This window comes from Acidovorax facilis (assembly GCF_050626955.1).
Taxonomy (GTDB): domain Bacteria; phylum Pseudomonadota; class Gammaproteobacteria; order Burkholderiales; family Burkholderiaceae_C; genus Acidovorax; species Acidovorax facilis.
In genome coordinates this window covers 3,128,318-3,149,979 of sequence record NZ_CP192460.1, presented here as the reverse complement: position 1 = coordinate 3,149,979, position 21,662 = coordinate 3,128,318, and the positions used below count along the sequence as shown (strand labels likewise).

Below are 21,662 nucleotides of genomic sequence, written 5' to 3'. Positions count from 1 at the left end.
CGGGTGGCGTCCCTCTTGGGGGTTGAGATACTGCCGCTCAGGGGGTCAATCCACCTTCGCGCCGGACGCCTTCACCACCTGCTGGTACTTCGCGCGTTCGCTGGCCATGAAGCTGTCGAACTGCTGCGGTGTGGTGGGTACGGGTTCGGCCAGCAAGGCTCCAAAGCGGGTCTTGGTTTCTGGCGCATTGAGGGCGGCTACAAAGGCCTTGTTCAGCTTGTCGATGATGGGCTTGGGCGTGGCTGCGGGTGCCACGAGGCCCCACCAGGTGTCGATGGAAAAGCCCTTGAATGTAGCGGACAGGGGCGGCACGCCCGGCAGCGAGGGCGAGGCGTCCAGCGAGGTCACGGCCAGGGCCTTGAGCTTGCCGGCACGGATGTTGGGTGCGGCGGCCGCTAGGTTGTCGATGTTGAAGTCCACTTCGCCCGCCAGCAGTGCCAGCTGCGCGGGGTTGGCGCCGCGGTAGGGGATGTGGAGCGCAAAGATGCCCGCGCGCTGCTTGAACATCTCACCTGCCAAGTGGCCCGCGCTGCCATTGCCGCCACTGCCGTAGTTGAGCTTGGCGGGGTTGGCCTTGGCGTAGGCGATCAGGTCGGCCAGGGTGTTGATCTTGAGCTGCTCGGCTTTGGCGGCGTTGATGACCAGCACGTTGGGAACACGCACCATCTGCGTGATGCCCGCGAAGTCCTTGCCCGCGTCGTAGGGCATCTTGGCGTACAGCCAGGGGTTCACTGCATGCGTGGCCGTGGCGGCGATGCCGATGGTCAGGCCATCGGGTGCGGCTTTGGCAATGGCGTCGGCACCGATGTTGCCGCCGGCACCGCCCTTGTTTTCAATGATCACGGTGCCCAGCGAGTCGCGCACGCGCTCGGCCAGTGCACGCGCCGTCACGTCGATGGGCCCACCGGGTGCGTAGGGCACGACCAGACGGATGGGCTGGCCGGAGTCCTGCGCAAGCGCGACCGAGGCCGCGAAGGGGGATGAAAAAGCCGCTGCAACAGCGGCACTGGCGATGAGGTGGTTTCTGCGGTTCATGGTGCCATTGTGCAAAAAATAATAAGACTGCTTACGAAAACTGGTGGACGGCAGCTGTGGAGGGTGCCTGTGGAGGGCTGTCACAGCGTGCGCAACGTGTTTTCTGCCAGCCCCAGATCTTCCACCAGCATGCCCAGCTCGTGCGACGAGCGGATGTCCAGTTTCAGGAAGATGGCAGAGCGGTGCGTGTCCACCGTGCGCGGGTCGATAGGCCGCTCCGGGTCGCGCTGGGCCAGCGCGCGGGCCACCTCCTTGCTGCTGATGCCGGTGGCCAGCAGGCGCGCCACCTCTTGCTGGCGCGGGCTCAGCGTGTTCCAGCGCTCCCGCAAGGTGTTGCGCCGCTGTGCGCGCTGTGCGTCTTCCAGCGACAGGTTCGCGGCCCGGAGCACGGCGGCCAGCAGGGTTTGCTCGTCGCAGGGTTTTTCGAGCCAGTCCACGGCCCCTTGCTTGACGGCGGTGACGGCGGAAGACAGTTCGCCATGGGCGGACAGGAACACGGTCTTGAGCACGGCATTGCGCTCGCGCAGCGCATCGAACACCTGCAGGCCGCTCATGCCGTCCATGCGCAGGTCCAGCAGCACGCAGCCCGGGTGGGCGAGGTCGGCGCGGGCCAGGAACTCAGGGCCGCTGGCAAACGTGCGGGGCGCATGGCCACCGGCCAGCAGCAGGGCGGCCAGGGAGTTGCGCACGCCCTCGTCGTCGTCCACGACGTAGACATTCGCGGGAACTGTGGTGTTGACGGTGACGGGAGTGGTCGGATGGCTGTCGGTCATGGTGGGGGCAAGAAAATGCGGGGCAACCGGATCTCAAACACGGCGCCGCCGCCGTCGCGGTTGCGCGCCAGCAGCTCGCCGCCCATGCTTTCGACAATGGAGCGGCAGATGTTCAGGCCCAGCCCGAGGCCGTCGGAACGGGTGGTGAAGAAGGGCTCGAACAGGCGTTCGGCGATCTCCGGTGGCAGGCCGGGCCCCCGGTCCAGCACTTCGAGGCAGGCAAACCGGGTATCGGCCGTGGTGCGCAGCAATAGTTCGTGCGCCTCGGGCGGCGGGGCATCTGCGCGCATCGCCTGCATGGCCTGCAAGGCATTGAGGCCCAGGTTCAGCACCACCTGTTCGAGCAGCACGCGGTCGGCATTCACGCGCAGCGGGCCGTGGGCCAGGTCCAGCCGCACCGCCACCCCGTGCCGCCGCGCCTCGGCGCGCAGGAGCAGGCCCAGGGACTGGTCCACGGCGGCATTGAGGTCGCAGGGCTCGCGGGCCTCGGGGTGCTGGCGCACCCAGCGGCGGATGCGGCCGACGATGTCGGCGGCGCGCAGGGCCTGGCTGGAGAGTGCGGTGAGGCTGTCGTTCAGCAGCTCGGTTTTGCCCTGCGCCGCCAGTGAGCGCGCTGCGGCGGCGTAGTTGACCAGGGCGGCCAGTGGCTGGTTCAGCTCGTGCGCCAGCGTGGAGGCCATCTCGCCCACGGTGATCACACGCTGCACGCGCTGCAGCTGGGCCTCGCGCTGCTGCTGCTGTTCTTCGGCGCGTTTTTGGGCGGTGATGTCCACCACCGAACTCATCCAGCCGATGTGCTGGCCGTTGCCGTCGATGAGGCGTGCGGTGTAGAACATGGTGTACACGTCGGAGCCATTGCGGTGCCGCAGCCGGTTTTCGTTGCCCTGGGGCGCGGCTTTGCCGGCCAGGGCGGTGTCGCTGTCGTTCCAGTGCCGGTCCAGGTCGTCCGGGTGCCAGTAGGGGTAGGGCGGCAGGCAGCCGATCAGCTCGTCTGCGCTGTAGCCCACCATGTCGCACATGGCGGCGTTCACGTAGACGATGCGGCCTTCGAGGTCGCGCGCGCGCATGCCCACCAGCAGCGAGTCTTCCATCGACTGGCGAAATGCCTGCGCCTGCTGCAGTGCATGGGTGCGCTCCTGGACGCGCTGCTCCAGCTCGATGCGGGCCTGCCGGTTCTCTTGCAGGCGCCGTTCGCGCAGCTGCCAGTACAGTGCACCGAGCACCAGCAGGCCCGACGCCAGGCTCGCCAGTGCCCAGGCCTGTTGGCGCGCCAGGGCGATGGCCTTGCTGTCGGCCGTGAGGGTCAGCGTCCAGCCCAGATCGGGCAGGCGCTCTTCAAGGGCCAGATAGCGCTTGCCGGTGCCGGGCACGAGGATCTCGGTGCCTGGCTGGCCGTCGCGCTGGAGCGTTTTCCAGGGCACGGGCTGGGGTGTCCAGCGTGCGCCATACTGCTCGTCGAATTGCACCTGCTGCACGTCCTGCTCGGGCAGTGGGCGCGTGGTCTGGTACAGCCAGGGGAGTACCGAGCCGAGAAAGAGGATGCCGCGCTCGTCGGTCACGAAGACCGGGTCGCGCAGTTGCGCCCAGGTGTCCACGATGGGCTGCATCCACACCTTCACGGCCACGACGCCGATCACCCGGCCGTTTTCCACCACGGGTGCCGATGCAAAAAGCCCAGGTTCGCCGGTGGTCTTGCCCACGCCGTAAAACCGCCCCGGCTGCCCTTGCAGTGCATCGCGGAAATACGGGCGGTTGCCGTAGTTCTGGTTCACGAAGCTGGTGGGGGTATCCCAGTTGCTGGAGGCTACCGTGAGCCCGTCGGTGTTCATCACATACAGCGTGTCCGAGCCTGCATTGGCATTGATGGTCTGCAGGTAGGCATTGGCAGCGCTGCGCAGCGGTTGTGCGCCGGGGTTGTGCAGCAACTCGGCAATCAGCGGCTGCTGCGCCGCCGTGAAGGGCAGATAGCTGTAGCGGGTGGCCACGCCGCGCAGTGCCAGGGCCTGCACCTCGCCCGAGCGGCGCAGGTTGTCCCACTGGTTATCGAGTTCGCTCTGGGTTGCCCATTCTCCCGCGCCCAGCACCAGGAGCACCGCCAGCCCCACCACGGCCGCCATGGGGCCCGTGCCGCGCACTGCGGCGCGCCATCGCGAAATCCGCCCTGGTGGGAGCGCAGTGCCGGGAGGCGGCAGCGCCAGCGGCGCACGGGGTGCAGCGGGCTCAGCCGGGGTGGTTGGCATGTGCGCCCCGGTCAGCCGCCGTGCTTGTCCGCCTCGGAGGTGAAGGCATCCGCATAGAACTCTTCTGCGGGCAGGCCGCGCTGTGCACTGTAGGCATCGCGGGCCGAGTCCACCACGATGGGCGCCCCGCAGGCATACACCTGGTGGCCCGAGAGGTCGGCAAAGTCGTCCATCACCGCCTGGTGCACAAAGCCGGTGCGGCCAGTCCAACCGTCTTCGGGCATGGCATCGGACACTACGGGCACGTAGGTGAGGTGGGGCATTTCGGCCGCACGCGCCAGCACCCAGTCATGCAGGTACAGGTCGCCCGGCCGGCGGCCGCCCCAATACAGCGCGGTCGGGCGTGTGATGCCCTTGAACTGCATGTGCTCGATCAGTGCCTTGATGGGCGCAAAGCCCGTGCCCGAGGCCAGCAGCACGATGGGCTTGTCGGAGTCCTCGCGCAGGAAAAAACTGCCAAACGGGCCTTCCACCCGCAGGATTTCCTTTTCCTTCATCGCGCCGAACACATGGTCGGTGAACTTGCCGCCCGGCATGTGGCGGATGTGCAGCTCCACGCCCGGCGCTTCAGCCTGCGTGTGGGGCGCGTTGGCCATCGAGTAGGCCCGGCGGGCGCCATCCCGCAGGATGAATTCGATGTACTGGCCCGCGTGGTAGCGGAAGGTATCGGCGGCGGGCAGCTGCAGGCGCACCTGCATCACGTCGTGGGATTTTTTTTCCAGGGTAGATACGCGCACCGGCATCTTCTTGATCGGATACGCGCTTTCGTCAGTGACCTGGCGTGATTCGAGCACCACGTCGGTCAGCGGTTGCGCGCAGCAGGTCAGCACCAGGCCTGCAGCCTCTTCATCGGCCGTGAGTGCCTTGGACTGGTGTTCGCCGTGGTGCACGGCGCCGCTGATCTTCTTGCACTTGCACGAACCACAGGCGCCGTCCTTGCAGCCGTAGGGCAGGCCCACGCCGCTGCGGATGGCGGCGGACAGGATGGCCTCGCCCGCATTGGCACTGAAAGCGCGGCCGCTGGGCTGCACGGTGATCTGGAACGCTGCGGGGGTTGCAGCCTCTGCGCTGGTCATGTGTGGGTATCCTTGGAATCGTCTTCGATCAAACTATCGGCCCAGCAAAAGCCAAGCAAACGGACCCAATTTTGCCTTCAATACAAAGCCCCCTTGGCGCCCTCCCTGCGCGCTTTCGCCGTGAACGCCTCCTGATCGTGGGTTGCGGTGATGTAGGTCAACGCATCCTGCGCGATCTGCAATCAGGCCCCGGCGCCGCACGCATGCGGGTGATGGCGCTCACGTCCAGCCCCTCGCGGGTCGCGGGGCTGCGCGCCCTGGGAGCCAGGCCCATCGTGGGCAATTTGGACGATGCGCCTTCGCTGCGCAGGCTTGCCGGGCTGGCCACCCGGGTGTTGCACCTGGCGCCCCCTCCGGGCGAAGGGGCCGGAGGAAATGCCTGGTGGCTGGATCCCCGCACCGTGGCCTTGGCCCGCGCGCTGCGGCTGCGAAGCCTGCCGGTGTCCTTGGTGTATGCATCGACGAGTGGGGTGTACGGCGATTGCCAGGGGGCCCTGGTGCCTGAGACGCGGGCCGTGGCTCCCGGCACCCCGCGGGCGCAGCGCCGCGTGAACGCAGAAACTGCGGTACGCCACCTGGGCCGTGCCGGTGTGCGGGCCAGCGTGCTGCGCATTCCGGGTATCTACGCACCTGACCGTGAAGGCGGCACGCCCGAGGCCCGTCTGCGCAGAGGCACGCCGGTGCTGGTGGCCGAAGACGATGTGTTTACCAACCACATCCACGCCGATGACCTGGCCCGCGCCTGCATGGCTGCGGTGTGGAAAGGGCGGCCGCAGCGCACTTACAACGTGAGCGACGCCACCCACCTGAAGATGGGCGATTACTTTGACCTGGCCGCCGACCTGTACGGCCTGCCGCGCCCCCCGCGTGTGCCCCGCACTGCAGCGCAGGAGCAGTTGTCGCTGATGCTGCTGAGCTTCATGAGCGAGTCACGCCGGCTCGACAACCAGCGCATGGTGCGGGAACTGGGGTTACGGCTGCGCTACCCCAGCGTGGCCGAGGGGCTGAGCGGGCAGCCGCAACGTTAGGGCCTGTTGCTACGCGCCCGTGGCATCAGCAGGGCGCCTGGCCGCCGTTTGAGCGGCAGACCCCACCGGGCCCGGGAAACCGTCCCGGACCTGTGCGGGGGTAGGTGTTGCCCAGGTTGTCGGTGCAGCGAAAGTCGCCACATTGGGTGAGGCGTGGTGGGGGTTGTGGGGTACCTGCCTGGGGAAACGGATCGGGGTAGAGAGGGCGGTGCCTGGAGGGAGGAACCACCACCACACGCGGCTGGTTGGCACGTGCCTTTTCGACCTCGGCATAGCCCTGGGGGCCCAGGCAGTCCAGGTCCACCTGCCGCTGGGCCGCTTCGAGCCGCAGTTCCTGCTCATAGGTCGAGCGCGACAGGCCTGCAGCCACCATGTCGAAATTGCGCCGCGAACGTGCACATTCCGGGGAGCGGGCGTAGTCCTGCGGTTGTGGGGCTGCGGCAGCGGCCTGCGCAGCGCGTGCCCGGTCGCGCTCGGCGTTGCGGCGGGCCTCGGTCTCTGCGGCGGTGGCCTCGGCCTGCAGCCGCTGCTGCTTGCGCTCCAGCGCCTCAGCGGCCTGTTCGCGTTCCAGTTGGAGTTCTTCCGGCGTTTTGCGCGCTTCCACTTCGCGCGCCGCCGCTCCGCCCGTACAGGCCCCGTCGGTATAGGTCACCTTGCCGGTGCGGGTGTCGGTGCATCGCACCACTTGTGCGTGGGCCACTGTGCCCAGCCAGGCTGCGCACACACAGAGGAAGAGGGCGAGATGGCGGTTGGGGAGGCTCATGGTCTGCGGCCAAGGTGGGCAAAAGCGTGGCGGTGGGAGCCCTGGTCAGCCCCTGTCAGGGCTTGTCGGGGCTGTTGGACTGTTGGCGGGAGCGCCAGTCGTGGGGGTCAAACGAGTAGCTGCCTGGCGCAACACGGCCTGGAGGGGGTTGGCGGTTGCGGCGATCGTCTGCGGCGCGGCGGTCGCGCTCAGCCTGCTCGCGCAGGGCCTGGTCACGGTCGCGCTGGCGGCGGTCGAGCTCGCGGGCCTGCTGTTCGCGGCGATCACGCTCGCGTTCCCGGGCCTGCCGGTCGCGCTCGGCACGTTCCCGTTCGCGTTCACGTTCTCGCCAGTCGTTACGGTTGCGGTCTCGCTCCCAGCGGTCGTCCCGGTCACGTCCACCGTAGTAGATAACGGCTGGGGGCGCCGAATACGCGGGGTACACCGGCGGGGCGTTGTTGTAGATGTAACCCGGCTGCTCATAAACACGGTACGGAGTGGGTTCGTAGTACGGGTCACCCTGCACCGTGGCGCAGCCGGTCACCGCGGCGCCCAGGACCGTGGCAGAAATAAGGCGGGCAAGTGTGTTTGTCATGGTGGTCAGACCCTGGCAGGGAGTGGCCGTTCCACCCTGCTCGTAAAGTCCCCGAAAAGCACCCCGGCGGGGTGTTACAAATTTCGGAGGCTGGCGCGTTGAAGCCGCTTTCAATGTAGCGCGTGGCCCCCCGTTTTGGTTGACCTGCCTGCCGATGTGCCGGGTAGGACGGCGCCTATTGTCCCATCCGTCGGGGCCGGGCGCTGCCGTGGAGAAACTTCAAAAACAATAGCTATGAACCATTGCCCGATTAGCGGAAGCGGCCAATTTTTTACCCAATATCTGACCGTGGGGGCGGGGCGCCTGCTCCGCGGCAGGCCGCCCTGCCTTTAAGGCTTGGGCAGCACCCGGCGGATGGTTTCGGCCAGGTCTTCCGCCACAAACTTGGCGACGTACCCATCGGCTCCGACGCTGCGCACGTGGTCTTCATTGGCCGAGCCCGACAGCGAGGAGTGAATGACCACGGGCAGCCCATGAAAACGCGCGTCCTGCTTGATGTTGCGTGTCAGGGTAAACCCGTCCATTTCCGGCATTTCCAGGTCGGTCAGTACCATGGCGACGCGGTCCAAGACCGTTTTTCCCTCGGCTTCGGCGCTTTTCGCGATGGCGTTGAGACGGTCCCAGGCTTCCTTGCCGGACTTCACCATTTCATACGGGGCGTTGAGCACTTTGAGCTCTTGCTCGATGAGCGAGCGGGCCACGAACGAGTCGTCGGCCGCCAGGATGATGCAGCCGGGCTTGAGCTTGAGCTTGGCCCCAACCTTTTCTTCGGTGACCTCGTGGCCGTCCGAGGGTGAGATCATCTGAAGGATGGCCTCCACGTCCAGCACCTGGGCCAGGCGGGATTCATCGGTGTTGCCGTCCAGGCGGGCAATGCTGGTGACCAGCTTGCCAGCGGCGCCGCTGGTTTCGGCCGAGAGCACCTGTTTCCAGTCCAGTCGCACGATGTCTTCCACCGACTCGACGGCAAACGCCTGGGTGGTGCGTGCGTACTCTGTCACCAGCATGATGTTCAGGCCCGTCTGTGGCTTGCAGCCCACGATGGAGGGCAGGTCCAGCACCGGAATCACCTGTCCGCGCAGGTTGACCACCCCGAGCGAATGGGCCGTGGTGCCCGCGATCGGCGTGATGCTGGGCATGGCCACGATCTCGCGGATCTTGAACACGTTGATGCCAAACAGCTCTGACTTGCCCAGGGCACTGTCGGTGCCCAAGCGAAACAGCAGCAGTTCGAACTTGTTGGTGCTGGTGAGGTTGGTCCGCTCGTCGATATCCTGCTGCACTGCTTTCATGATGGGTCCTTCGCGCAGAAAAGAAGAAGATACGCGCGTTTACAAATTCTAGGATCAGAACGGGGTGCGCAGTGCGCTAAATGTTCAGGCAATACCCGAATAGTGCACTGCCGCATCCTTGCGTGGCAGCGCTGTCACACGTTGGAGCCGGGTTGCGGGCTCAAGCCGGGGCTGGCAGGGCCACCGGCCCACAGTGCAATACCGTGGGGAAAGGGTCGTAGAAGTGGTGCAGGAGCTGTTTCCAGTCCTGGTACCGGGCCGACTGGCGAAAGCCGATCTCATGGTCTTCCAGGGTGACCCAGCGCACCAGCAGCACGTAGTCCTGCGGGCGCTCCAGACAATGGCCCAGTTCGTGTGACAGGTAACCGGGCATCGAGGCAATGATCTGTTGCGCCTGGGCAAAGGCGTGCTCGAAGGCCGCGTTCTGGCCGGGGCGGATGGTGAGGTGGGCGATTTCGAGAACCATGGTGGGCTGGGGCGTGCTGTGCGCTAGGGAAGTGCCTGTTTCTACCGCAAGACTGCCGGGTTACCGTATGCAGCCTGTTGTTCTGTGCCCACCCACACCGGGAGGCGGGAGGCTCAGGCAACGCTGCTCTGGGGAATCACAGAGGCCTTCAAACTGTCGGCCAGGCGGCCCAGCAGTGCGAGCATGGGTGCATCCGAGGCATCGCAGGCCAGACCCAGGTGGCGCGAGAACGCCAGGGGGCCATCGAGGGGGCGAGTGACCGAGCGGCGAGCATGCGCTGCGTGGGACTGTGGCACCACCGCCACGCCCAAGCCGCTGTCCACCATGTGCAGCAACAGCTCTTCGCGTGCGGCGCTGGCCTGTACCTCCAGGGCAATGCCGCGCTCGGCCAGCAGGCGGATGAACGACTGGTGCAGCGGGCAGTAGGGCCATTCAAGAAGCGGCACCCCTTGCAGATCCGCCAGACCGAATTTCTTCTTGAAGCGCAGGGGATGCTGCTCGGGCAACAGCATCACATAGGGCTCGCGCCACAAGGACACAAACGTGTCGCCGGGCGGTTTGCAGTGCTCCGCCACCAGGCGCAGCCGGGCCTCCTGCGCTGTGGCCGTGAGTCGGACCAGCGTGTTGGGCAGGAGGTCGGCAATCTGCGCAAACAGCGGCGCGGCTGGGCCCACCATCAGGTCGTCCTGCAGGAACACGCCCAGCGTTTCGCGGGGCGCATCGCGAAAGTCGCGCACCATGGCGCTGGATTGCGCCAGCAGGCTGCAGGCGCGCGGGTACAGGCGGTGGGCGGCGGGGGTGGGCGCCAGACCCTGGCGGCTTCGCTCGAACAGCACGGTGTCCAGCGCGTCCTCCAGCCCCTTGATGGCCATGCTGATGGACGGCTGCGCCACAAAGCAGCGGCGCGCCGCCGTGGTCACGGATCGTTCTTCGTAGGCCGCGACGAAGTAGCCGAGGGCGCGCAGGTCAAACAGCATGGGGTTTCAGCGGCCGGGGCCACAGTCAGGTAGGGGTGATCGTGGTGACGGTTTCGCGAAAGTAGTCGAGCTGGCCGTTTTGCGAGTGGCTCAGGATCCAGGTCAGCGACTCCACTTCGCGCTGTTGTACTCCATAAAAGAAGCGTTGGCTTAGCTGGGTCATCACCCAGTCGTCGCCCAGCGGCTGGCTGTGGGTGTGAACGATTTGCGTGCCTTGCGGAAAGATCTCCGTGCCCAGGCGCTGCAGCACCGTCAGCAGATCGGCCTGGTTGCGGGCGACCTGCCAGCTGGTGTCTGCATCATCGCGATAGTGGTCGATGCGGAAATCCAGGTCATCGGCAACGCTACCGAGCAGCGTGGGGACATCGCCTTTTTCAAAGGCGGCCAGTACGCGGTCGATGGGGAAGTTTGTGGTGAGGTTGGTCGTCATGTGCGCTCTCCAGTCGGGGGGTTAAAGGGCCAGAAGCAGGCCCTTGGGGGGCGACTGTAGGCAGCCGGCGCTGCCTGCACAACGATGGAATTTGTGGGTTTGAACGATAAAAAAATGATGGATAAACAGTGGCAGCGATATCCCTGCTAAGGAAGGCGCCGAAGGCAGTCACCCACGGACTGTTCCCCTCTCATTCCGTGACGCCGGGCAGCTGGCTCAGATAGCGGTGCAGCGCGGCAATGGTCTGGCGCACCTTGGCGGGCTGGGCGTCGCGCTGGGGCGTCATGGCCCAGATGTCCAGGGTGCCAAACGACCAGTCGGGCAACAGCCGCACCAGCCGCCCGGCCTGCAGCGCATCCTGCGAATCCATGCTACCCACCAGCGCCAGGCCCAGCCCCGCCTCGCACATCTGCTGGATCGAAAGCTGGTTGTTGCTGGCAATGCGCGGCTCCACCCGCAGGGCCCGGGGATCGCCCGTGGGGCTGCGCAGGTCGATCAGCAGGCCGCCGTTCTCGCGCGCAAAGCCCAGCCAGCTGTGCGATAGCAGTGCGTCCGGGTGCTGTGGCACGCCGTGGGCAGCCACCCAGCCGGGCGCCGCGCACAGGTACCACTGCATGCCTCCCAGGCGCCGTGCTGCCCAGGTGGAGTCCTGCAGGCGCCCGTAGCGCACGGCCAGATCGATGCGGGCATTGATGAGGTCAATGGGCGAATCGTCTACCAGCAGGCGCAGGCGCAGCGCCGGGTGGGCGGCCAGCAGCTCGCCCAGCGCTGGGGCAATGTGGCGTGCAAACCCGACGGTAGCCGACAGCCGCAGCTCGCCACTCGGGGCATCGCGCGAAGCGGCCAGCTCGGCCCGCGCCTGGTCGGCTGCGGCACACATGGCGGCGCAGCGCGCGTGGTAGCGCTGGCCTGCTTCAGTGAGTGCAAGCTTGCGCGTAGAGCGGTGAAGCAGGGTCACACCGCCATCGCTTTCCAGCTTGCGCACCTGCTGGCTCACGGCGGAAGTGCTCATGCCCAGGGCGCGGGCGGCGCCGCTCATCGAGCCGTGCTGCACCACGGCGGCAAACACCGCCATGCGTTTGAGGTCTTCCATATCAGGTCCTCTCGTCAATCCCCACTGGGCTGTTGTCCGCCCCCAGACCTTGGAACTGGCGCGACCAAGTCCAGTGCCCCCGCGCAAGGGCCGCCAAGCTTCTTGTGCGGCGCTTCGCTTGAGTGCGCTGGGGGCGTCCCCATCCCGCATGGCGCAGCCATGCGAGAGAGGGGGAGGGCGCAGAGCGACTCAGGGGGGTGATTCATCAATTGTGAAGTTGAGCTTCAAAGAGAAGGCCAATTTAGCCATCTACCGCCAGCTTTGACAATCTCCTATTCTCACTACATCGCAACTTCGACCCCAAGGACATCGATATGAACATCGCCCTGATTGGCGCCTCCGGCTTTGTTGGCGCTGCCGTGCTGAATGAACTGCTGCAACGCGGCCACCGCGTGACGGTACTGGCCCGCAACCCCGCCAAGCTCGCCGCGCGCGAAGGTCTTACGGTAGTGGCGGCCGACGCGCAAGACGCAGCCCAGGTCGCCAAGGCCGCTGCCGGCCATGATGCTGTGGTCAGCGCCTATAACCCCGGCTGGGAGAACCCCAACATCCACGACGAGTTCCTGAAAGGTACCCGCGCCATCATCGACGGCACCAAAGCGGCTGGCGTGCGCCGCTTTCTGATGGTGGGTGGCGCTGGCAGCCTGTTTGTGGCGCCCGGCGTGCAGCTGGTGGATACGCCCCAGTTCCCCGCCGAATGGAAGCAGGGCGCCCTGGCCGCGCGCGAGGCGCTGAACTGGATTCGCACCGAAAACACGCTGGACTGGACCTTCCTCTCGCCGCCCATCCTGCTGCAGCCTGGCGAAGGCACGGGCCAATACCGCCTGGGCGACGAAGCGCCGCTGATGAATGGCGAGCAACCCGGCAGCATCAGCGTGGCCGACCTGTCTGTGGCCATCGTGGACGAGCTGGAGACGCCGCGCCACGTGCAAAAGCGCTTTACGGTGGCGAACTGAGCGCCCATGCTTCCCGGGGTGCAAAGGCCGAAAAGGCCAGAACACTCCTGTTTTGATAGCTGCTAGCGCTTTATGGATAAGCGCTAGCGACCAATTTGGCTATAAATAGTCACGGTTTAGCCGATAAACCACCGCATCGGCACCAGCACGATGGACGGGAACAGCACCATCAGGAACATCATCGCGAACTGAGCGCCCATGAAGGGGAGCACGCCCCGGGTGACTTCGTCCATGCGCATGCGTCCCACCCCCGCCACCACGTTCAGCACCGTGCCCACCGGCGGGGTGATCAAGCCGATGGCGTTGTTCATGATGAACAGCACGCCGAAGTAGACAGGGTCGATGCCTGCGGCTTTGACCACCGGCATCAGCATGGGGGCCAGGATCAGGATGGTGGGCGTCATGTCCATGGCGGTGCCCACGGCCATCACCAGCAGCATGATGGCCATCATCAGCAGGATGGGGTTGTCCATGAAGGGCTTCAGCAGCGAAACCAGCTGTCTGGGGATGTCGGCCACGGTGATGAGCCACGCGCTCACCATGGCGGCGGCCACCAGGAACATGATCACGGCCGTCGTTTTGGCAGCGCTCACGAACACGGCGGTCAGCTGGCGCCAGTGCAGTTCGCGGTACACCACCGTGGCCACGAAGAGCGCATAGACGGCGGCCACGGCGGCGGCTTCGGTAGGGGTGAACACGCCCATCTTCAGACCCACGATCACGATCACCGGCAGGAACAGCGCCCAGGTGGATTCCTTCAAGGCCTGCAGCTTCTCTGCGGTCGTTGCTCGGGGCGGCGGCAAAATGCTCTCGCGCTGCGATACCCAGTACCAGGCCGCAGCAATGGACAGTCCCATCAGCAGGCCCGGCACGATGCCCGCCAGAAACAGCTTGCTGATCGACACGTTGGCCGCGACGCCAAACACCACAAAACCAATGGAAGGCGGAATCACCGGCGCGATGATGCCCGCCGAGGCAATCAGCCCCCCGGCGCGCGCCTTGTCATGCCCGGCCTTCACCATCATGGGCAGCAGCAACGCGGCCAGCGCAGCGGTGTCTGCCACGGCAGAGCCCGACAGCGCCGCCAGCATGCAGGCCGCGAGGATGGCCACAAAGCCCAGGCCGCCGCGCTTGTGGCCCACCAGCGTGAGCGCCAGCTTGACGATGCGCTGCGACAGGCCGCCCGCATTCATGATCTCGCCTGCCAACATGAAAAACGGCACGGCCAGCAGCGGGAACGAGTCCGCGCCGTTGATGACGTTCTGCGCAAGGATCTGCGCGTCAAACAGGTCCAGGTGCCACATCAGCGCCACCCCGGACACCAGCAGCGCGTAGGCAATGGGCACACCAATGGCCATGGCCGCCAGCAGGGAGCCGAGAAAGATGAATACGGTCATGCGAGTGTCTCCGGGGGTGGGCTCAATGGGATGGCGGCTTGCGTGACGGCAACGCCGCGCGGTCCAGCTGCATGTCGGGCAGGGTGGCCACATCCTCCGACCCGGAGGTCTGCACCAGCTGGTCGTCTGGTACCTGCCCCGACAGCAGCCTCCACAGGTTGAGCAACAACAACAGGCCCGACGCCACGGCAAACACCACCCCGGACGCATAGAAGATCGCCACCGATGCGCCGGTTACCGGCGCTTCCACATCCCAGTTGATGCGTGCCTGCGACAGGGCGCCACTGAACAGCAGCCAGGTGCAAAACAGCATGAGCCCGTGGCTGATGACAAGGCACACCCGTTGCGCGACGGGTGGAAGCTTGGTGAGAACCAGGTCGGTGCCCAGGTGGCCGTGTTCCTTCACCGCCACGATGGCGCCCAGGAACGTGATCCACACGAACAGCCAGCGCGACACCTCTTCGCTGACCGCAATGCCCGAGTTGAAGGCGTAGCGCAGCACCACGTTGCCGAACACCATCACCACCATCACGGCCAGTGCCAGCGCGATGAGAACGTTGATCCACCGGCAGCACCGGTCTATGAGGGCGTTGAGCATGGGTGTCTCCTTGGTCTTCTTCTGGTGTGCGTGCCGTTGCGGCCTGTGGCTCAAAGCGCTGCGTCGCGCAACAGGCCGCGCTGCGTCAGGTTACTGATAAAGGCGCGCAAACCAAAGCGCCAGGGCGGCGCCGCCTCGCTGTGCGCCACGCGGTTGTGCAGGCCACCCAGCCACGCGCTCTGGATGGACACCAGGTCGCCCAGGTGGTGGGTGAAGCCACCCCCCGGCTGGTCGCGGTCTTCAATGGGCGCGAACAGCGTGCCCAGAAACAGCATGAAGCCGTCCGGGTACTGGTGCGCGGCCAGGGTCTGCGCCACCAGGTCGCTGGGGTCGCGGCTGATGCTGGCCATGGTGTTGATGCCGCGCAACTCATAGCCATCCACCCCCGCAACGCTCAGGTGCACGGTTTCGCTGCGCACCTTGTCCATCCCGAAGCTGGCGTCGAACAGGCGGATGAACGGGCCTAACGCGCACGAGGCGTTGTTGTCCTTGGCCTTGCCCAGCAGAAGGGCGCTGCGGCCCTCGATGTCCCGCAGGTTCACGTCGTTGCCCAGCGTGGCGCCCACGATCTGGCCCCGGCTGTTCACGGCAAGCACCACCTCGGGCTCGGGGTTGTTCCAGGCCGAATCGGAGCGGATGCCGATGTCGTCCCCGCAGCCGACGGACGCCAGCACCGGCGCCTTGGTGAACACCTCGGCATCGGGGCCAATACCCACCTCCAGATACTGCGACCACAGGCCTTTGTCTTGCAACAACGTTTTGAGTTCCATGGCCTCGGGCGAACCAGGGCGGATGTCGGCAAGGTTCTCGCCGATCAACTCGATGACCTGGCTTCTCAAGGCTTGCGCACGGCTGGCGTCGCCCCGGGCCTGTTCTTCGATCACGCGCTCGATCAGGCTGGCGGCAAACGTCACGCCCGCAGCCTTGACCACCTGCAGATCGCACGGCGCCAGCAGCCAGGGGCGGCTCGTGTCGCGCGTGCCAGGCAGGCTGTTGGCCAGCAGGTCTTCCACGCTGCACAGGTACTGGCCGGTGGCTGCACGCACGGCCTCGGCGGGTGCCAGGGTGTCGAGCAGCGTGCTCATGGTGGGGTAGTGCGCGCTGAGGTCGAACACGCCTTCGGGCCGCAGGGCCACCACAGCCGGGCCGGGAACGGCACCATTGGGCACCCACACCCGGCCCACCAGCGTGCCTTGCAGGCCGTCGTCGGGAAGCACTTGCAATGCGGTCTGGGGCGCGCGAGCCCGTTCGGCAACTGCCGCCGCCGTCATGTTGTTCATGGAGAGTCCTTCGAAAAAATCCGGGTGTGGCGCCGGTGGCCCGCCCGCTCGTTGTCAGTGGTTGTGGCGTGGTGTCTTTTCGGAAATGCGCTGGAATGCCAGCGCGAAGTCCAGCGCCGCGCCATCGGCCAGCTGCCCTGTCTTCTCGCGGTACAGCGCTTCCCAGGGGGACTGGCTCGCGGGCACGGGTGGGGCGGGCAGGTCGCGCTGTCGGCGGGCGATTTCCTCGGGCGCGACCAGCGCATCGCAGCGCCCGGTGTTGAGGTCGATGCGGACCGTGTCGCCGCTTTGCAGCCAGGACAGGCCCCCGCCCACGGCGCTCTCGGGCGATGCGTTGAGGATGGACGGGCTGTCTGCTGTGCCCGACTGGCGCCCGTCACCCAGCGTGGGCAGGGTGTTGATGCCGCGCCGGATCAGCGCATCGGGCGGCTGCATGTTGACCACCTCGGCCGAACCGGGCCAGCCGATGGGCCCGGCGCCGCGCATGACCAGGATGCAGCCCTCGTCGATGTCGAGCGCTGGGTCGTTGATGCGTGCGTGGTAGTCGTCCGCGCCTTCAAAAACCACGGCACGGGCTTCGAAGATGCCCTCGCGGCCCGGCTGGCTCAGGTAGCGCTCGCGAAACGCGGGCGATATCACCGAGGTTTTCATGATGCCGAAGTCAAACAGGTTGCCGCTGAGCACCAGGAACCCAGCTTTTTCCATCAGCGGCGCGCTGAAGGGGCGAATCACTTCACGGTCGCGCGCTTCGTGGCCCTGCAGGTTGTCGCCGATGGTTTTGCCCGTCACGCTGGCGCAGTCGTTGTGCAGGCGGCCCGCTTGCTGCAGCTCCCACATCAGCGCAGGCACACCGCCCGCGCGAAAGAACCGTTCGCCCAGGAACTGGCCTGCAGGCTGCATGTTCAGCAGCAGGGGCAGGTCGTAGGCGTGGTCCGTCCAGTCCTGGGCCTCCAGTACCACGCCCGCATGGCGCGCCATGGCCATCACGTGCACCTGCGCATTGCTGGACCCCCCGGCCACACTGATGACCGACAGCGCGTTCAAGAAGCTCTCGCGCGTCAGGATGCGCGAGGGTCGCAGGTCTTCATAGGCCATATCAACAATGCGCCGCCCGGTTTCGTAGGCCATCTGACCGCGTTCTCGGTACGGTGCAGGAATGGCCGCGCAGCCGGGCAGCGACAGGCCCAGAGCTTCTGCCACTGCGTTCATGGTGGAGGCCGTGCCCATGGTGTTGCAGTGGCCCGCAGACGGCGCGCTGCTGCAGGCGCGCTGCAGAAACTCTTCTTCATCAATCTCGCCCGCTGCCAGCTGGCGGCGGCTGCGCCAGATGACGGTGCCCGAGCCCACCAGTTGCCCGTCGTGCCAGCCATCGAGCATCGGTCCGCCCGAGAGCACGATGGCCGGAATGTCCACCGTGGACGCGGCCATGACGCCAGCAGGCGTGGTCTTGTCGCAGCCCGTGGTCAGCACCACCGCGTCGATGGGGTAGCCGTACAGGATCTCCACCAGCCCCAGATAGGCCAGGTTGCGGTCCAGTGCGGCCGTGGGCCGGCGGCAGTTTTCAAAGATGGGGTGGACGGGGAACTCCATCGGAATGCCGCCCGCATCGCGGATGCCGTCGCGCACGCGGCGCGCCAAGTCCAGGTGGATGCGGTTGCAGGGCGACAGGTCGCTGCCCGTCTGCGCGATGCCGATGATGGGCCGGCCCGAGCGCAGTTCCTCGGGCGTGAGCCCGTAGTTCATGAAGCGTTCGAGGTACATCGCGGTCATGTCCGAGCGCTCGGGGGCGGCAAACCAGTCGCGGGAGCGGAAGGGGCGGCGGGGTGTTTGGGTCATGGGGTCGGGGCGTCGCAAAAGGAGGGGCGGGACGCAGCTGCAACCAGCTGCGCCCCGGGAGGCGAATCGCTTACTTCCCGCCCCGGGCCTTCGCCAGCTCGCCCATCATTTCGCTGGTGGTCTCTTCACCAAACTCCTTGCCGTACTTGGCCAGCACGGGCTGCAGCTTGGTGCGCAGCTTGGCCTGCTCGGCGGCGGGCAGCTCGGTGATCTGCATGCCGGCCTTCTTCAGCTCGCCCAGGGCGGTCTCGCTGAAGGCACGGATGGTCTTGCGTTCGAACAGCGTGGCCTCGCGCGCGGCCTCCTGCACGATCTTCTTCTCGTCGGCCGAAAGGCCGTCCCAGGTCTTCTTGGAGATGAGCAGCACCCACGCGCTGTACATGTGGCGCGACAGCACCAGGTGCTTTTGCACCTCATAGAACTTGCTGGCCAGGATGGTGGCAGGCGGGTTCTCCTGGCCGTCGACGGCCTTTTGTTCCATGGCCGTGTACAGCTCGGTGAACGGCATGGGCGTGGCGTTGGTGCCCAGCGCGTTGAAGGTGTCGAGGAACAAGGGGCTCTGGATCACGCGCAGCTTCAGGCCTGCCAGATCGTCGGCCGTGTTGATAGGTCGGCGCGAGTTGGTCACGTGGCGGAAACCGTTCTCCCAGAAACCCAGGCCGATCAGGCCCTTGTCGGGCAGCATGGCCAGCAGCTTCTGGCCGAAGGGGCCGTCGAGCAGGGCATCGGCTTCGGCCTCGGTGTTGAAGGTGAGCGGCAGGTTCAGCACGCCAAAGGGCTTGATCAGCGACATCAGCGTGGACGAATCGGGAATCGTCATCTCCAGCGTGCCGCCGCGCAGGGCCGAGGTCATGCTGACATCGTTGCCCAGCGCACCGCTGGCGAACAGCTTGGCGTTCATCTTGCCGCCGCTCTTGGCCTGCAGGCGCTCGGCAAAGTGGCGCACGGCCTGGGCCTGCGGGTGGTCGTCGCTCAGGCCGATGCCGACCTTGAAGGTGTGTTCCTTGACTTGTGCTGCGACGGGGGCGGCGAGGGCGGCCAGCAGCGTGGTAGCAAATGCCAAGGATTTAGCGAGGGAATTGAAATGCATGGTGTCTTGTCTCCGTTGGAATGGCGGGACCCCGCTGGCGAGGCCGTCGGCGAATGCAGCTTTTTGGCAAGCCGTCATGAACGCAAGGCGAAGGTTAGGTTTCGCGCCCCTGCGGGTCCACTGAATGTTTTGCGACAATCCATTCCAAACGCTTATGAGTCCAGACGAATTTCCGGGTAAACCCTTGTCTTTGGCGCAGGCCTGTGCGCGGCTGCGCTTTCGGCATTTGCAGTTTCTCGACATCCTGGGCCGCACGCGCAACCTGCGGCTGACAGCCGAGCAGATGCACGTCACGCAGCCTGCGGCGACCAAGATCCTCATGGACATCGAGGAGATCCTGGAGGCGCGCTTGTTCGACCGCCTTTCGCGCGGCATGCGGCCCAACGAGCTGGGGCTTTTTACGCTGCGCTACGCCAGCGCAGCGCTCGATGGGCAGCGCAAGTTTGTGGACGAGTTCAACGCCCTCAAGCAGGGCGGCCACGGCCATGTGACGGTGGGCGCCATCACCGGCTCGGCCGCGCATGTGCTGGTGGCGTCGGTGGTGGAGATCCAGCGGCTGCGGCCCCTCTTGGTCATCAAGATCCTGGAGCAGAGCAGCGACCAGCTCATCGCCTGGCTGGCCGAGCGCAAGATCGACCTGATGATCGGCCGCTTCACCACCGAGGACCAGCGCAGCCAGTTCCACTACGAGCACCTGTCCGCCGAGCCGCTCCATGTGGTGGGTGGGCAGCACCACCCGCTGCGCGGCGCCACCGACCTGTCGCTCACCGAGTTGGCCCACTGGCCGTGGATTCTGTACCCCGCCTCCACGGCCGTGCGCAAGGTGTCGGACGACCTCTTCGGCGGCGCCGGCCTGGCGCTCACGGCGGGGGTGGTGGAGACGCCGTCCTTCCTGTTTGCGCTGGAGCTGATGAACACCACCCACATGATGTCGCTGCAGCCTGCCGCGCTGATCCAGAAATACGTGGACCGGGGCCTGCTCTCGCGCATCCCCGTCGAGCTGCCCGACCGCATGCCCAGCTATGGCCTCATCACTCGGCTGGGCGAGCCGCCCACCCCTTCGGCGCAGGCTTTCATCGACGTGCTGCGCGAGACGGCGGGCGTGGCGCTGGACCCTTCGGCAGAGTGACAAGGTCCGCGCTATGCACGGCCTTTTTCGATAACCAACGGTTATTGAAGATCTGGGCCACCAGGCCCTACCGTTATGCTCTGCGCCCTTTCCCGCAACCCAGGCCTTTTTCTCCATGACCGACGCACCCGACACGCCCGACACCATCCAGGAACCCCGCTGCTGGAGCGATGGGCGCTGGACGGCGCAGGTCATCAAAAACGAAGACGACGATGGGTGGGCGGTGTCCATGACGCTCAAGGGCGAGGCCGAGCCCGCACTGGTGGGCCCCTGGACCATGGGGCGCGACAAGAAGAACCCCAAGCCGCTGGATGTGTCGGCCTTTCACACCCTGGTCAAGACCGCGAGCGAGGTGGTGCGCCGCCATGAGCAGCAGCTGCACGCGCAGTTGAACAAGAGCGTGCACATCACCACCGCCGACGGCCAGCGCCTGCGCGTGGCGCTGGCCATCGTGCCCGACGAGGAAGGCGCCACGGCCACGCTGAGGGCGCAGGACGAGCTGGGTGAAGAGGTTGCCTGTGCGTCCGCGCCGCCCACTTTCAAGCTCACGCCCGCCAGTGCAGCGGCCTGGGCCGAAGGCGGGTTTCAGCGCGTGCGCTGAGCAGACTTCGGCATTCAATACAGCCCACAGCCGCAGAAACCGGCACTGCCAGTGCAGGCAATCGCCTGCGCGACGGCGTACCGCGTGCCTGCCGCCTAAAATCCCACCCGTCGGCCCCGGATGACCTTCGGGGCCGACAGCGTTCTCAGGGCGGGGTGGAATTCCCCACCGGCGGTATTTGCAGGCTGAAAGGCCGGCAAGAGCCCGCGAGCGCCTGCGGTGCCGTTCTTCGGAACAACAGGCCTGCAGGGTCAGCAGATCTGGTGCGATGCCAGAGCCGACGGTCACAGTCCGGATGAAAGAGATCGCGAAACCCACAGCACCCGCACCGGGGGGCTGGGCCATCGGCGTTTGCCTGCGTGCTTTGTTGCGCGCTGGCATGGCGCAGGGCCTGGGCCGCCTTGTGCAGGTGCCGTGTTCGCGCGCGCCCTGATTCTGGTACGACCTGTTTTGAGGAACCCATGAATCAGTCTTCTTCACCTTCCGTTTCCCCCCTGGCCCCCGTCGCCGCCCACCGTGGCGCCCGCGTGGCCATCATCAGTGCCAGCTGGCACCAGGACATCGTGCACCAGGCGCGTGACGCGGCCCTGGCCGAGTTCGACCGCCACGGCCTGCCACCCGCGCAGGTGGCGCTGTTCGATGTGCCCGGTGCGTTCGAGATCCCGCTGTTGGCCCGCAAGCTCGCGCGCAGCGGGCGCTACGACGCCATCGTGGCCTGCGCGCTGGTGGTCAACGGCGGCATCTACCGCCACGAGTTCGTCACCACCGCTGTCATCGACGGCCTGATGCGCGTGCAGCTAGATACCGAGGTGCCCGTGATGTCGGCTGTGCTCACCCCGCGCGACTTTCACGACCACGAAGACCATGTGCGCTTCTTTCGCGAGCATTTCGTGAAGAAGGGCACCGAGGTGGCCCAGGCCTGCCTGCAGACCATGGCCTACCTGCGCAAGCTCGCCTCGCCCACGTTGGCCTCCGTGCAGCAGGCTTCGCCGGTGCTGGCAGAAGTCTGAGTCGATGGCTTTTTGATT

21 protein-coding genes and 1 riboswitch are annotated in these 21,662 nt (G+C 66.2%); of the genes, 5 read left to right on the top strand and 16 right to left on the bottom strand.

Features of this window, described 5'->3' with window-relative positions; all coding sequences use genetic code 11:
- Positions 1 to 45: 45 nt before the first annotated feature.
- From ACQ4MJ_RS14440 to ACQ4MJ_RS14425, 4 genes are all read right to left on the bottom strand, one after another.
- Positions 46 to 1,035: a tripartite tricarboxylate transporter substrate binding protein gene (locus tag ACQ4MJ_RS14440; RefSeq protein ID WP_055395087.1), complete on the bottom strand. Its 990-nt coding sequence runs from the start codon at positions 1,033 to 1,035 to the stop codon at positions 46 to 48.
- A gap of 80 nt (positions 1,036 to 1,115) precedes the next feature.
- Positions 1,116 to 1,808 carry a response regulator transcription factor gene (locus tag ACQ4MJ_RS14435; RefSeq protein ID WP_431152214.1) on the bottom strand — a complete coding sequence of 231 codons (693 nt, stop codon included), beginning with the start codon at positions 1,806 to 1,808 and terminating at the stop codon, positions 1,116 to 1,118.
- Positions 1,805 to 4,048: a PAS domain S-box protein gene (locus ACQ4MJ_RS14430; RefSeq protein ID WP_431152215.1), complete on the bottom strand. Its 2,244-nt coding sequence runs from the start codon at positions 4,046 to 4,048 to the stop codon at positions 1,805 to 1,807. The genes ACQ4MJ_RS14435 and ACQ4MJ_RS14430 overlap by 4 nt, the downstream gene beginning before the upstream one ends.
- An 11-nt stretch (positions 4,049 to 4,059) precedes the next feature.
- Positions 4,060 to 5,124, bottom strand: coding sequence for a CDP-6-deoxy-delta-3,4-glucoseen reductase (locus tag ACQ4MJ_RS14425; RefSeq protein WP_431152216.1), 1,065 nt, complete (start codon positions 5,122 to 5,124; stop codon positions 4,060 to 4,062).
- Positions 5,125 to 5,195: 71 nt separating this feature from the next.
- On the opposite strand from ACQ4MJ_RS14425, the gene ACQ4MJ_RS14420 reads away from it, so the two are divergent.
- Entirely contained in the window at positions 5,196 to 6,152 is a 957-nt protein-coding gene (locus ACQ4MJ_RS14420; protein ID WP_431152217.1) for an NAD-dependent epimerase/dehydratase family protein, read from the top strand.
- A 25-nt stretch (positions 6,153 to 6,177) separates the two neighbouring features.
- Here the strand turns inward: ACQ4MJ_RS14420 and ACQ4MJ_RS14415 are convergent, their stop codons facing one another.
- The 7 genes from ACQ4MJ_RS14415 to ACQ4MJ_RS14385 all read right to left on the bottom strand — a co-directional run bounded on the left by ACQ4MJ_RS14415 (position 6,178) and on the right by ACQ4MJ_RS14385 (position 11,747).
- Positions 6,178 to 6,915: a DUF4124 domain-containing protein gene (locus ACQ4MJ_RS14415; RefSeq protein ID WP_431152218.1), complete on the bottom strand. Its 738-nt coding sequence runs from the start codon at positions 6,913 to 6,915 to the stop codon at positions 6,178 to 6,180.
- A 55-nt stretch (positions 6,916 to 6,970) separates the two neighbouring features.
- Entirely contained in the window at positions 6,971 to 7,489 is a 519-nt protein-coding gene (locus ACQ4MJ_RS14410; protein ID WP_228899876.1) for a hypothetical protein, read from the bottom strand.
- A 329-nt stretch (positions 7,490 to 7,818) separates the two neighbouring features.
- Positions 7,819 to 8,781: a chemotaxis protein gene (locus tag ACQ4MJ_RS14405; RefSeq protein WP_121419286.1), complete on the bottom strand. Its 963-nt coding sequence runs from the start codon at positions 8,779 to 8,781 to the stop codon at positions 7,819 to 7,821.
- A 160-nt stretch (positions 8,782 to 8,941) separates the two neighbouring features.
- The gene (locus tag ACQ4MJ_RS14400; RefSeq protein ID WP_431152219.1) at positions 8,942 to 9,247 is read right to left on the bottom strand and encodes an antibiotic biosynthesis monooxygenase family protein; all 306 of its coding nucleotides are present in this window, start codon (positions 9,245 to 9,247) and stop codon (positions 8,942 to 8,944) included.
- A 113-nt stretch (positions 9,248 to 9,360) separates the two neighbouring features.
- A complete protein-coding gene (locus tag ACQ4MJ_RS14395) occupies positions 9,361 to 10,224 on the bottom strand; it encodes a LysR family transcriptional regulator (RefSeq protein WP_121507216.1) in 864 nt (287 codons plus the stop codon).
- A gap of 25 nt (positions 10,225 to 10,249) precedes the next feature.
- Positions 10,250 to 10,654 carry a hypothetical protein gene (locus tag ACQ4MJ_RS14390; protein WP_055395103.1) on the bottom strand — a complete coding sequence of 135 codons (405 nt, stop codon included), beginning with the start codon at positions 10,652 to 10,654 and terminating at the stop codon, positions 10,250 to 10,252.
- Between the two features lie 190 nt (positions 10,655 to 10,844).
- Positions 10,845 to 11,747 (bottom strand): LysR family transcriptional regulator, encoded by a 903-nt coding sequence (locus ACQ4MJ_RS14385; protein ID WP_121419288.1) that lies wholly within the window; start codon positions 11,745 to 11,747, stop codon positions 10,845 to 10,847.
- Positions 11,748 to 12,061: 314 nt separating this feature from the next.
- On the opposite strand from ACQ4MJ_RS14385, the gene ACQ4MJ_RS14380 reads away from it, so the two are divergent.
- Entirely contained in the window at positions 12,062 to 12,703 is a 642-nt protein-coding gene (locus ACQ4MJ_RS14380; protein ID WP_431152220.1) for an NAD(P)-dependent oxidoreductase, read from the top strand.
- Positions 12,704 to 12,819: 116 nt separating this feature from the next.
- On the opposite strand, the gene ACQ4MJ_RS14375 is transcribed toward ACQ4MJ_RS14380, so the two are convergent.
- From ACQ4MJ_RS14375 to ACQ4MJ_RS14355, 5 genes are all read right to left on the bottom strand, one after another.
- A complete protein-coding gene (locus tag ACQ4MJ_RS14375) occupies positions 12,820 to 14,100 on the bottom strand; it encodes a TRAP transporter large permease subunit (RefSeq protein WP_431152222.1) in 1,281 nt (426 codons plus the stop codon).
- 22 nt (positions 14,101 to 14,122) lie between these two features.
- Positions 14,123 to 14,698: a TRAP transporter small permease gene (locus ACQ4MJ_RS14370; RefSeq protein WP_431152223.1), complete on the bottom strand. Its 576-nt coding sequence runs from the start codon at positions 14,696 to 14,698 to the stop codon at positions 14,123 to 14,125.
- 50 nt (positions 14,699 to 14,748) lie between these two features.
- Positions 14,749 to 15,978 carry a fumarylacetoacetate hydrolase family protein gene (locus ACQ4MJ_RS14365; protein WP_431152225.1) on the bottom strand — a complete coding sequence of 410 codons (1,230 nt, stop codon included), beginning with the start codon at positions 15,976 to 15,978 and terminating at the stop codon, positions 14,749 to 14,751.
- A gap of 54 nt (positions 15,979 to 16,032) precedes the next feature.
- On the bottom strand, positions 16,033 to 17,814 hold the full coding sequence (locus tag ACQ4MJ_RS14360) for an IlvD/Edd family dehydratase (RefSeq protein WP_431152227.1): 1,782 nt from the start codon (positions 17,812 to 17,814) through the stop codon (positions 16,033 to 16,035).
- 70 nt (positions 17,815 to 17,884) lie between these two features.
- Positions 17,885 to 18,904, bottom strand: coding sequence for a TRAP transporter substrate-binding protein (locus ACQ4MJ_RS14355; RefSeq protein WP_176888753.1), 1,020 nt, complete (start codon positions 18,902 to 18,904; stop codon positions 17,885 to 17,887).
- Positions 18,905 to 19,058: 154 nt separating this feature from the next.
- Between ACQ4MJ_RS14355 and ACQ4MJ_RS14350 the strand changes: the two genes are divergently transcribed.
- From ACQ4MJ_RS14350 to ACQ4MJ_RS14340, 3 genes are all read left to right on the top strand, one after another.
- Positions 19,059 to 20,033, top strand: a complete 975-nt coding sequence (locus tag ACQ4MJ_RS14350) for a LysR family transcriptional regulator (RefSeq protein ID WP_431152228.1) — start codon at positions 19,059 to 19,061, stop codon at positions 20,031 to 20,033.
- Positions 20,034 to 20,148: 115 nt separating this feature from the next.
- Positions 20,149 to 20,634, top strand: a complete 486-nt coding sequence (locus ACQ4MJ_RS14345; protein ID WP_431152230.1) for a hypothetical protein — start codon at positions 20,149 to 20,151, stop codon at positions 20,632 to 20,634.
- Between the two features lie 137 nt (positions 20,635 to 20,771).
- A riboswitch (FMN riboswitch) is annotated at positions 20,772 to 20,945 on the top strand.
- A 150-nt stretch (positions 20,946 to 21,095) separates the two neighbouring features.
- Complete coding sequence (locus ACQ4MJ_RS14340; RefSeq protein WP_121419297.1) at positions 21,096 to 21,644, top strand: 6,7-dimethyl-8-ribityllumazine synthase; 549 nt, start codon at positions 21,096 to 21,098, stop codon at positions 21,642 to 21,644.
- The last annotated feature ends 18 nt before the right edge of the window (positions 21,645 to 21,662 follow it).

Coding starts and splice junctions, on each gene's coding strand:
- ACQ4MJ_RS14440 (WP_055395087.1), bottom strand. CDS start 1,035: ATGAACCGCAGAAACCACCTCATCGCCAGTGCCGCTGTTGCAGCGGCT.
- ACQ4MJ_RS14435 (WP_431152214.1), bottom strand. CDS start 1,808: ATGACCGACAGCCATCCGACCACTCCCGTCACCGTCAACACCACAGTT.
- ACQ4MJ_RS14430 (WP_431152215.1), bottom strand. CDS start 4,048: ATGCCAACCACCCCGGCTGAGCCCGCTGCACCCCGTGCGCCGCTGGCG.
- ACQ4MJ_RS14425 (WP_431152216.1), bottom strand. CDS start 5,124: ATGACCAGCGCAGAGGCTGCAACCCCCGCAGCGTTCCAGATCACCGTG.
- ACQ4MJ_RS14415 (WP_431152218.1), bottom strand. CDS start 6,915: ATGAGCCTCCCCAACCGCCATCTCGCCCTCTTCCTCTGTGTGTGCGCA.
- ACQ4MJ_RS14410 (WP_228899876.1), bottom strand. CDS start 7,489: ATGACAAACACACTTGCCCGCCTTATTTCTGCCACGGTCCTGGGCGCC.
- ACQ4MJ_RS14405 (WP_121419286.1), bottom strand. CDS start 8,781: ATGAAAGCAGTGCAGCAGGATATCGACGAGCGGACCAACCTCACCAGC.
- ACQ4MJ_RS14400 (WP_431152219.1), bottom strand. CDS start 9,247: ATGGTTCTCGAAATCGCCCACCTCACCATCCGCCCCGGCCAGAACGCG.
- ACQ4MJ_RS14395 (WP_121507216.1), bottom strand. CDS start 10,224: ATGCTGTTTGACCTGCGCGCCCTCGGCTACTTCGTCGCGGCCTACGAA.
- ACQ4MJ_RS14390 (WP_055395103.1), bottom strand. CDS start 10,654: ATGACGACCAACCTCACCACAAACTTCCCCATCGACCGCGTACTGGCC.
- ACQ4MJ_RS14385 (WP_121419288.1), bottom strand. CDS start 11,747: ATGGAAGACCTCAAACGCATGGCGGTGTTTGCCGCCGTGGTGCAGCAC.
- ACQ4MJ_RS14380 (WP_431152220.1), top strand. CDS start 12,062: ATGAACATCGCCCTGATTGGCGCCTCCGGCTTTGTTGGCGCTGCCGTG.
- ACQ4MJ_RS14375 (WP_431152222.1), bottom strand. CDS start 14,100: ATGACCGTATTCATCTTTCTCGGCTCCCTGCTGGCGGCCATGGCCATT.
- ACQ4MJ_RS14370 (WP_431152223.1), bottom strand. CDS start 14,698: ATGCTCAACGCCCTCATAGACCGGTGCTGCCGGTGGATCAACGTTCTC.
- ACQ4MJ_RS14365 (WP_431152225.1), bottom strand. CDS start 15,978: ATGAACAACATGACGGCGGCGGCAGTTGCCGAACGGGCTCGCGCGCCC.
- ACQ4MJ_RS14360 (WP_431152227.1), bottom strand. CDS start 17,814: ATGACCCAAACACCCCGCCGCCCCTTCCGCTCCCGCGACTGGTTTGCC.
- ACQ4MJ_RS14355 (WP_176888753.1), bottom strand. CDS start 18,904: ATGCATTTCAATTCCCTCGCTAAATCCTTGGCATTTGCTACCACGCTG.
- ACQ4MJ_RS14350 (WP_431152228.1), top strand. CDS start 19,059: ATGAGTCCAGACGAATTTCCGGGTAAACCCTTGTCTTTGGCGCAGGCC.
- ACQ4MJ_RS14345 (WP_431152230.1), top strand. CDS start 20,149: ATGACCGACGCACCCGACACGCCCGACACCATCCAGGAACCCCGCTGC.
- ACQ4MJ_RS14340 (WP_121419297.1), top strand. CDS start 21,096: ATGAATCAGTCTTCTTCACCTTCCGTTTCCCCCCTGGCCCCCGTCGCC.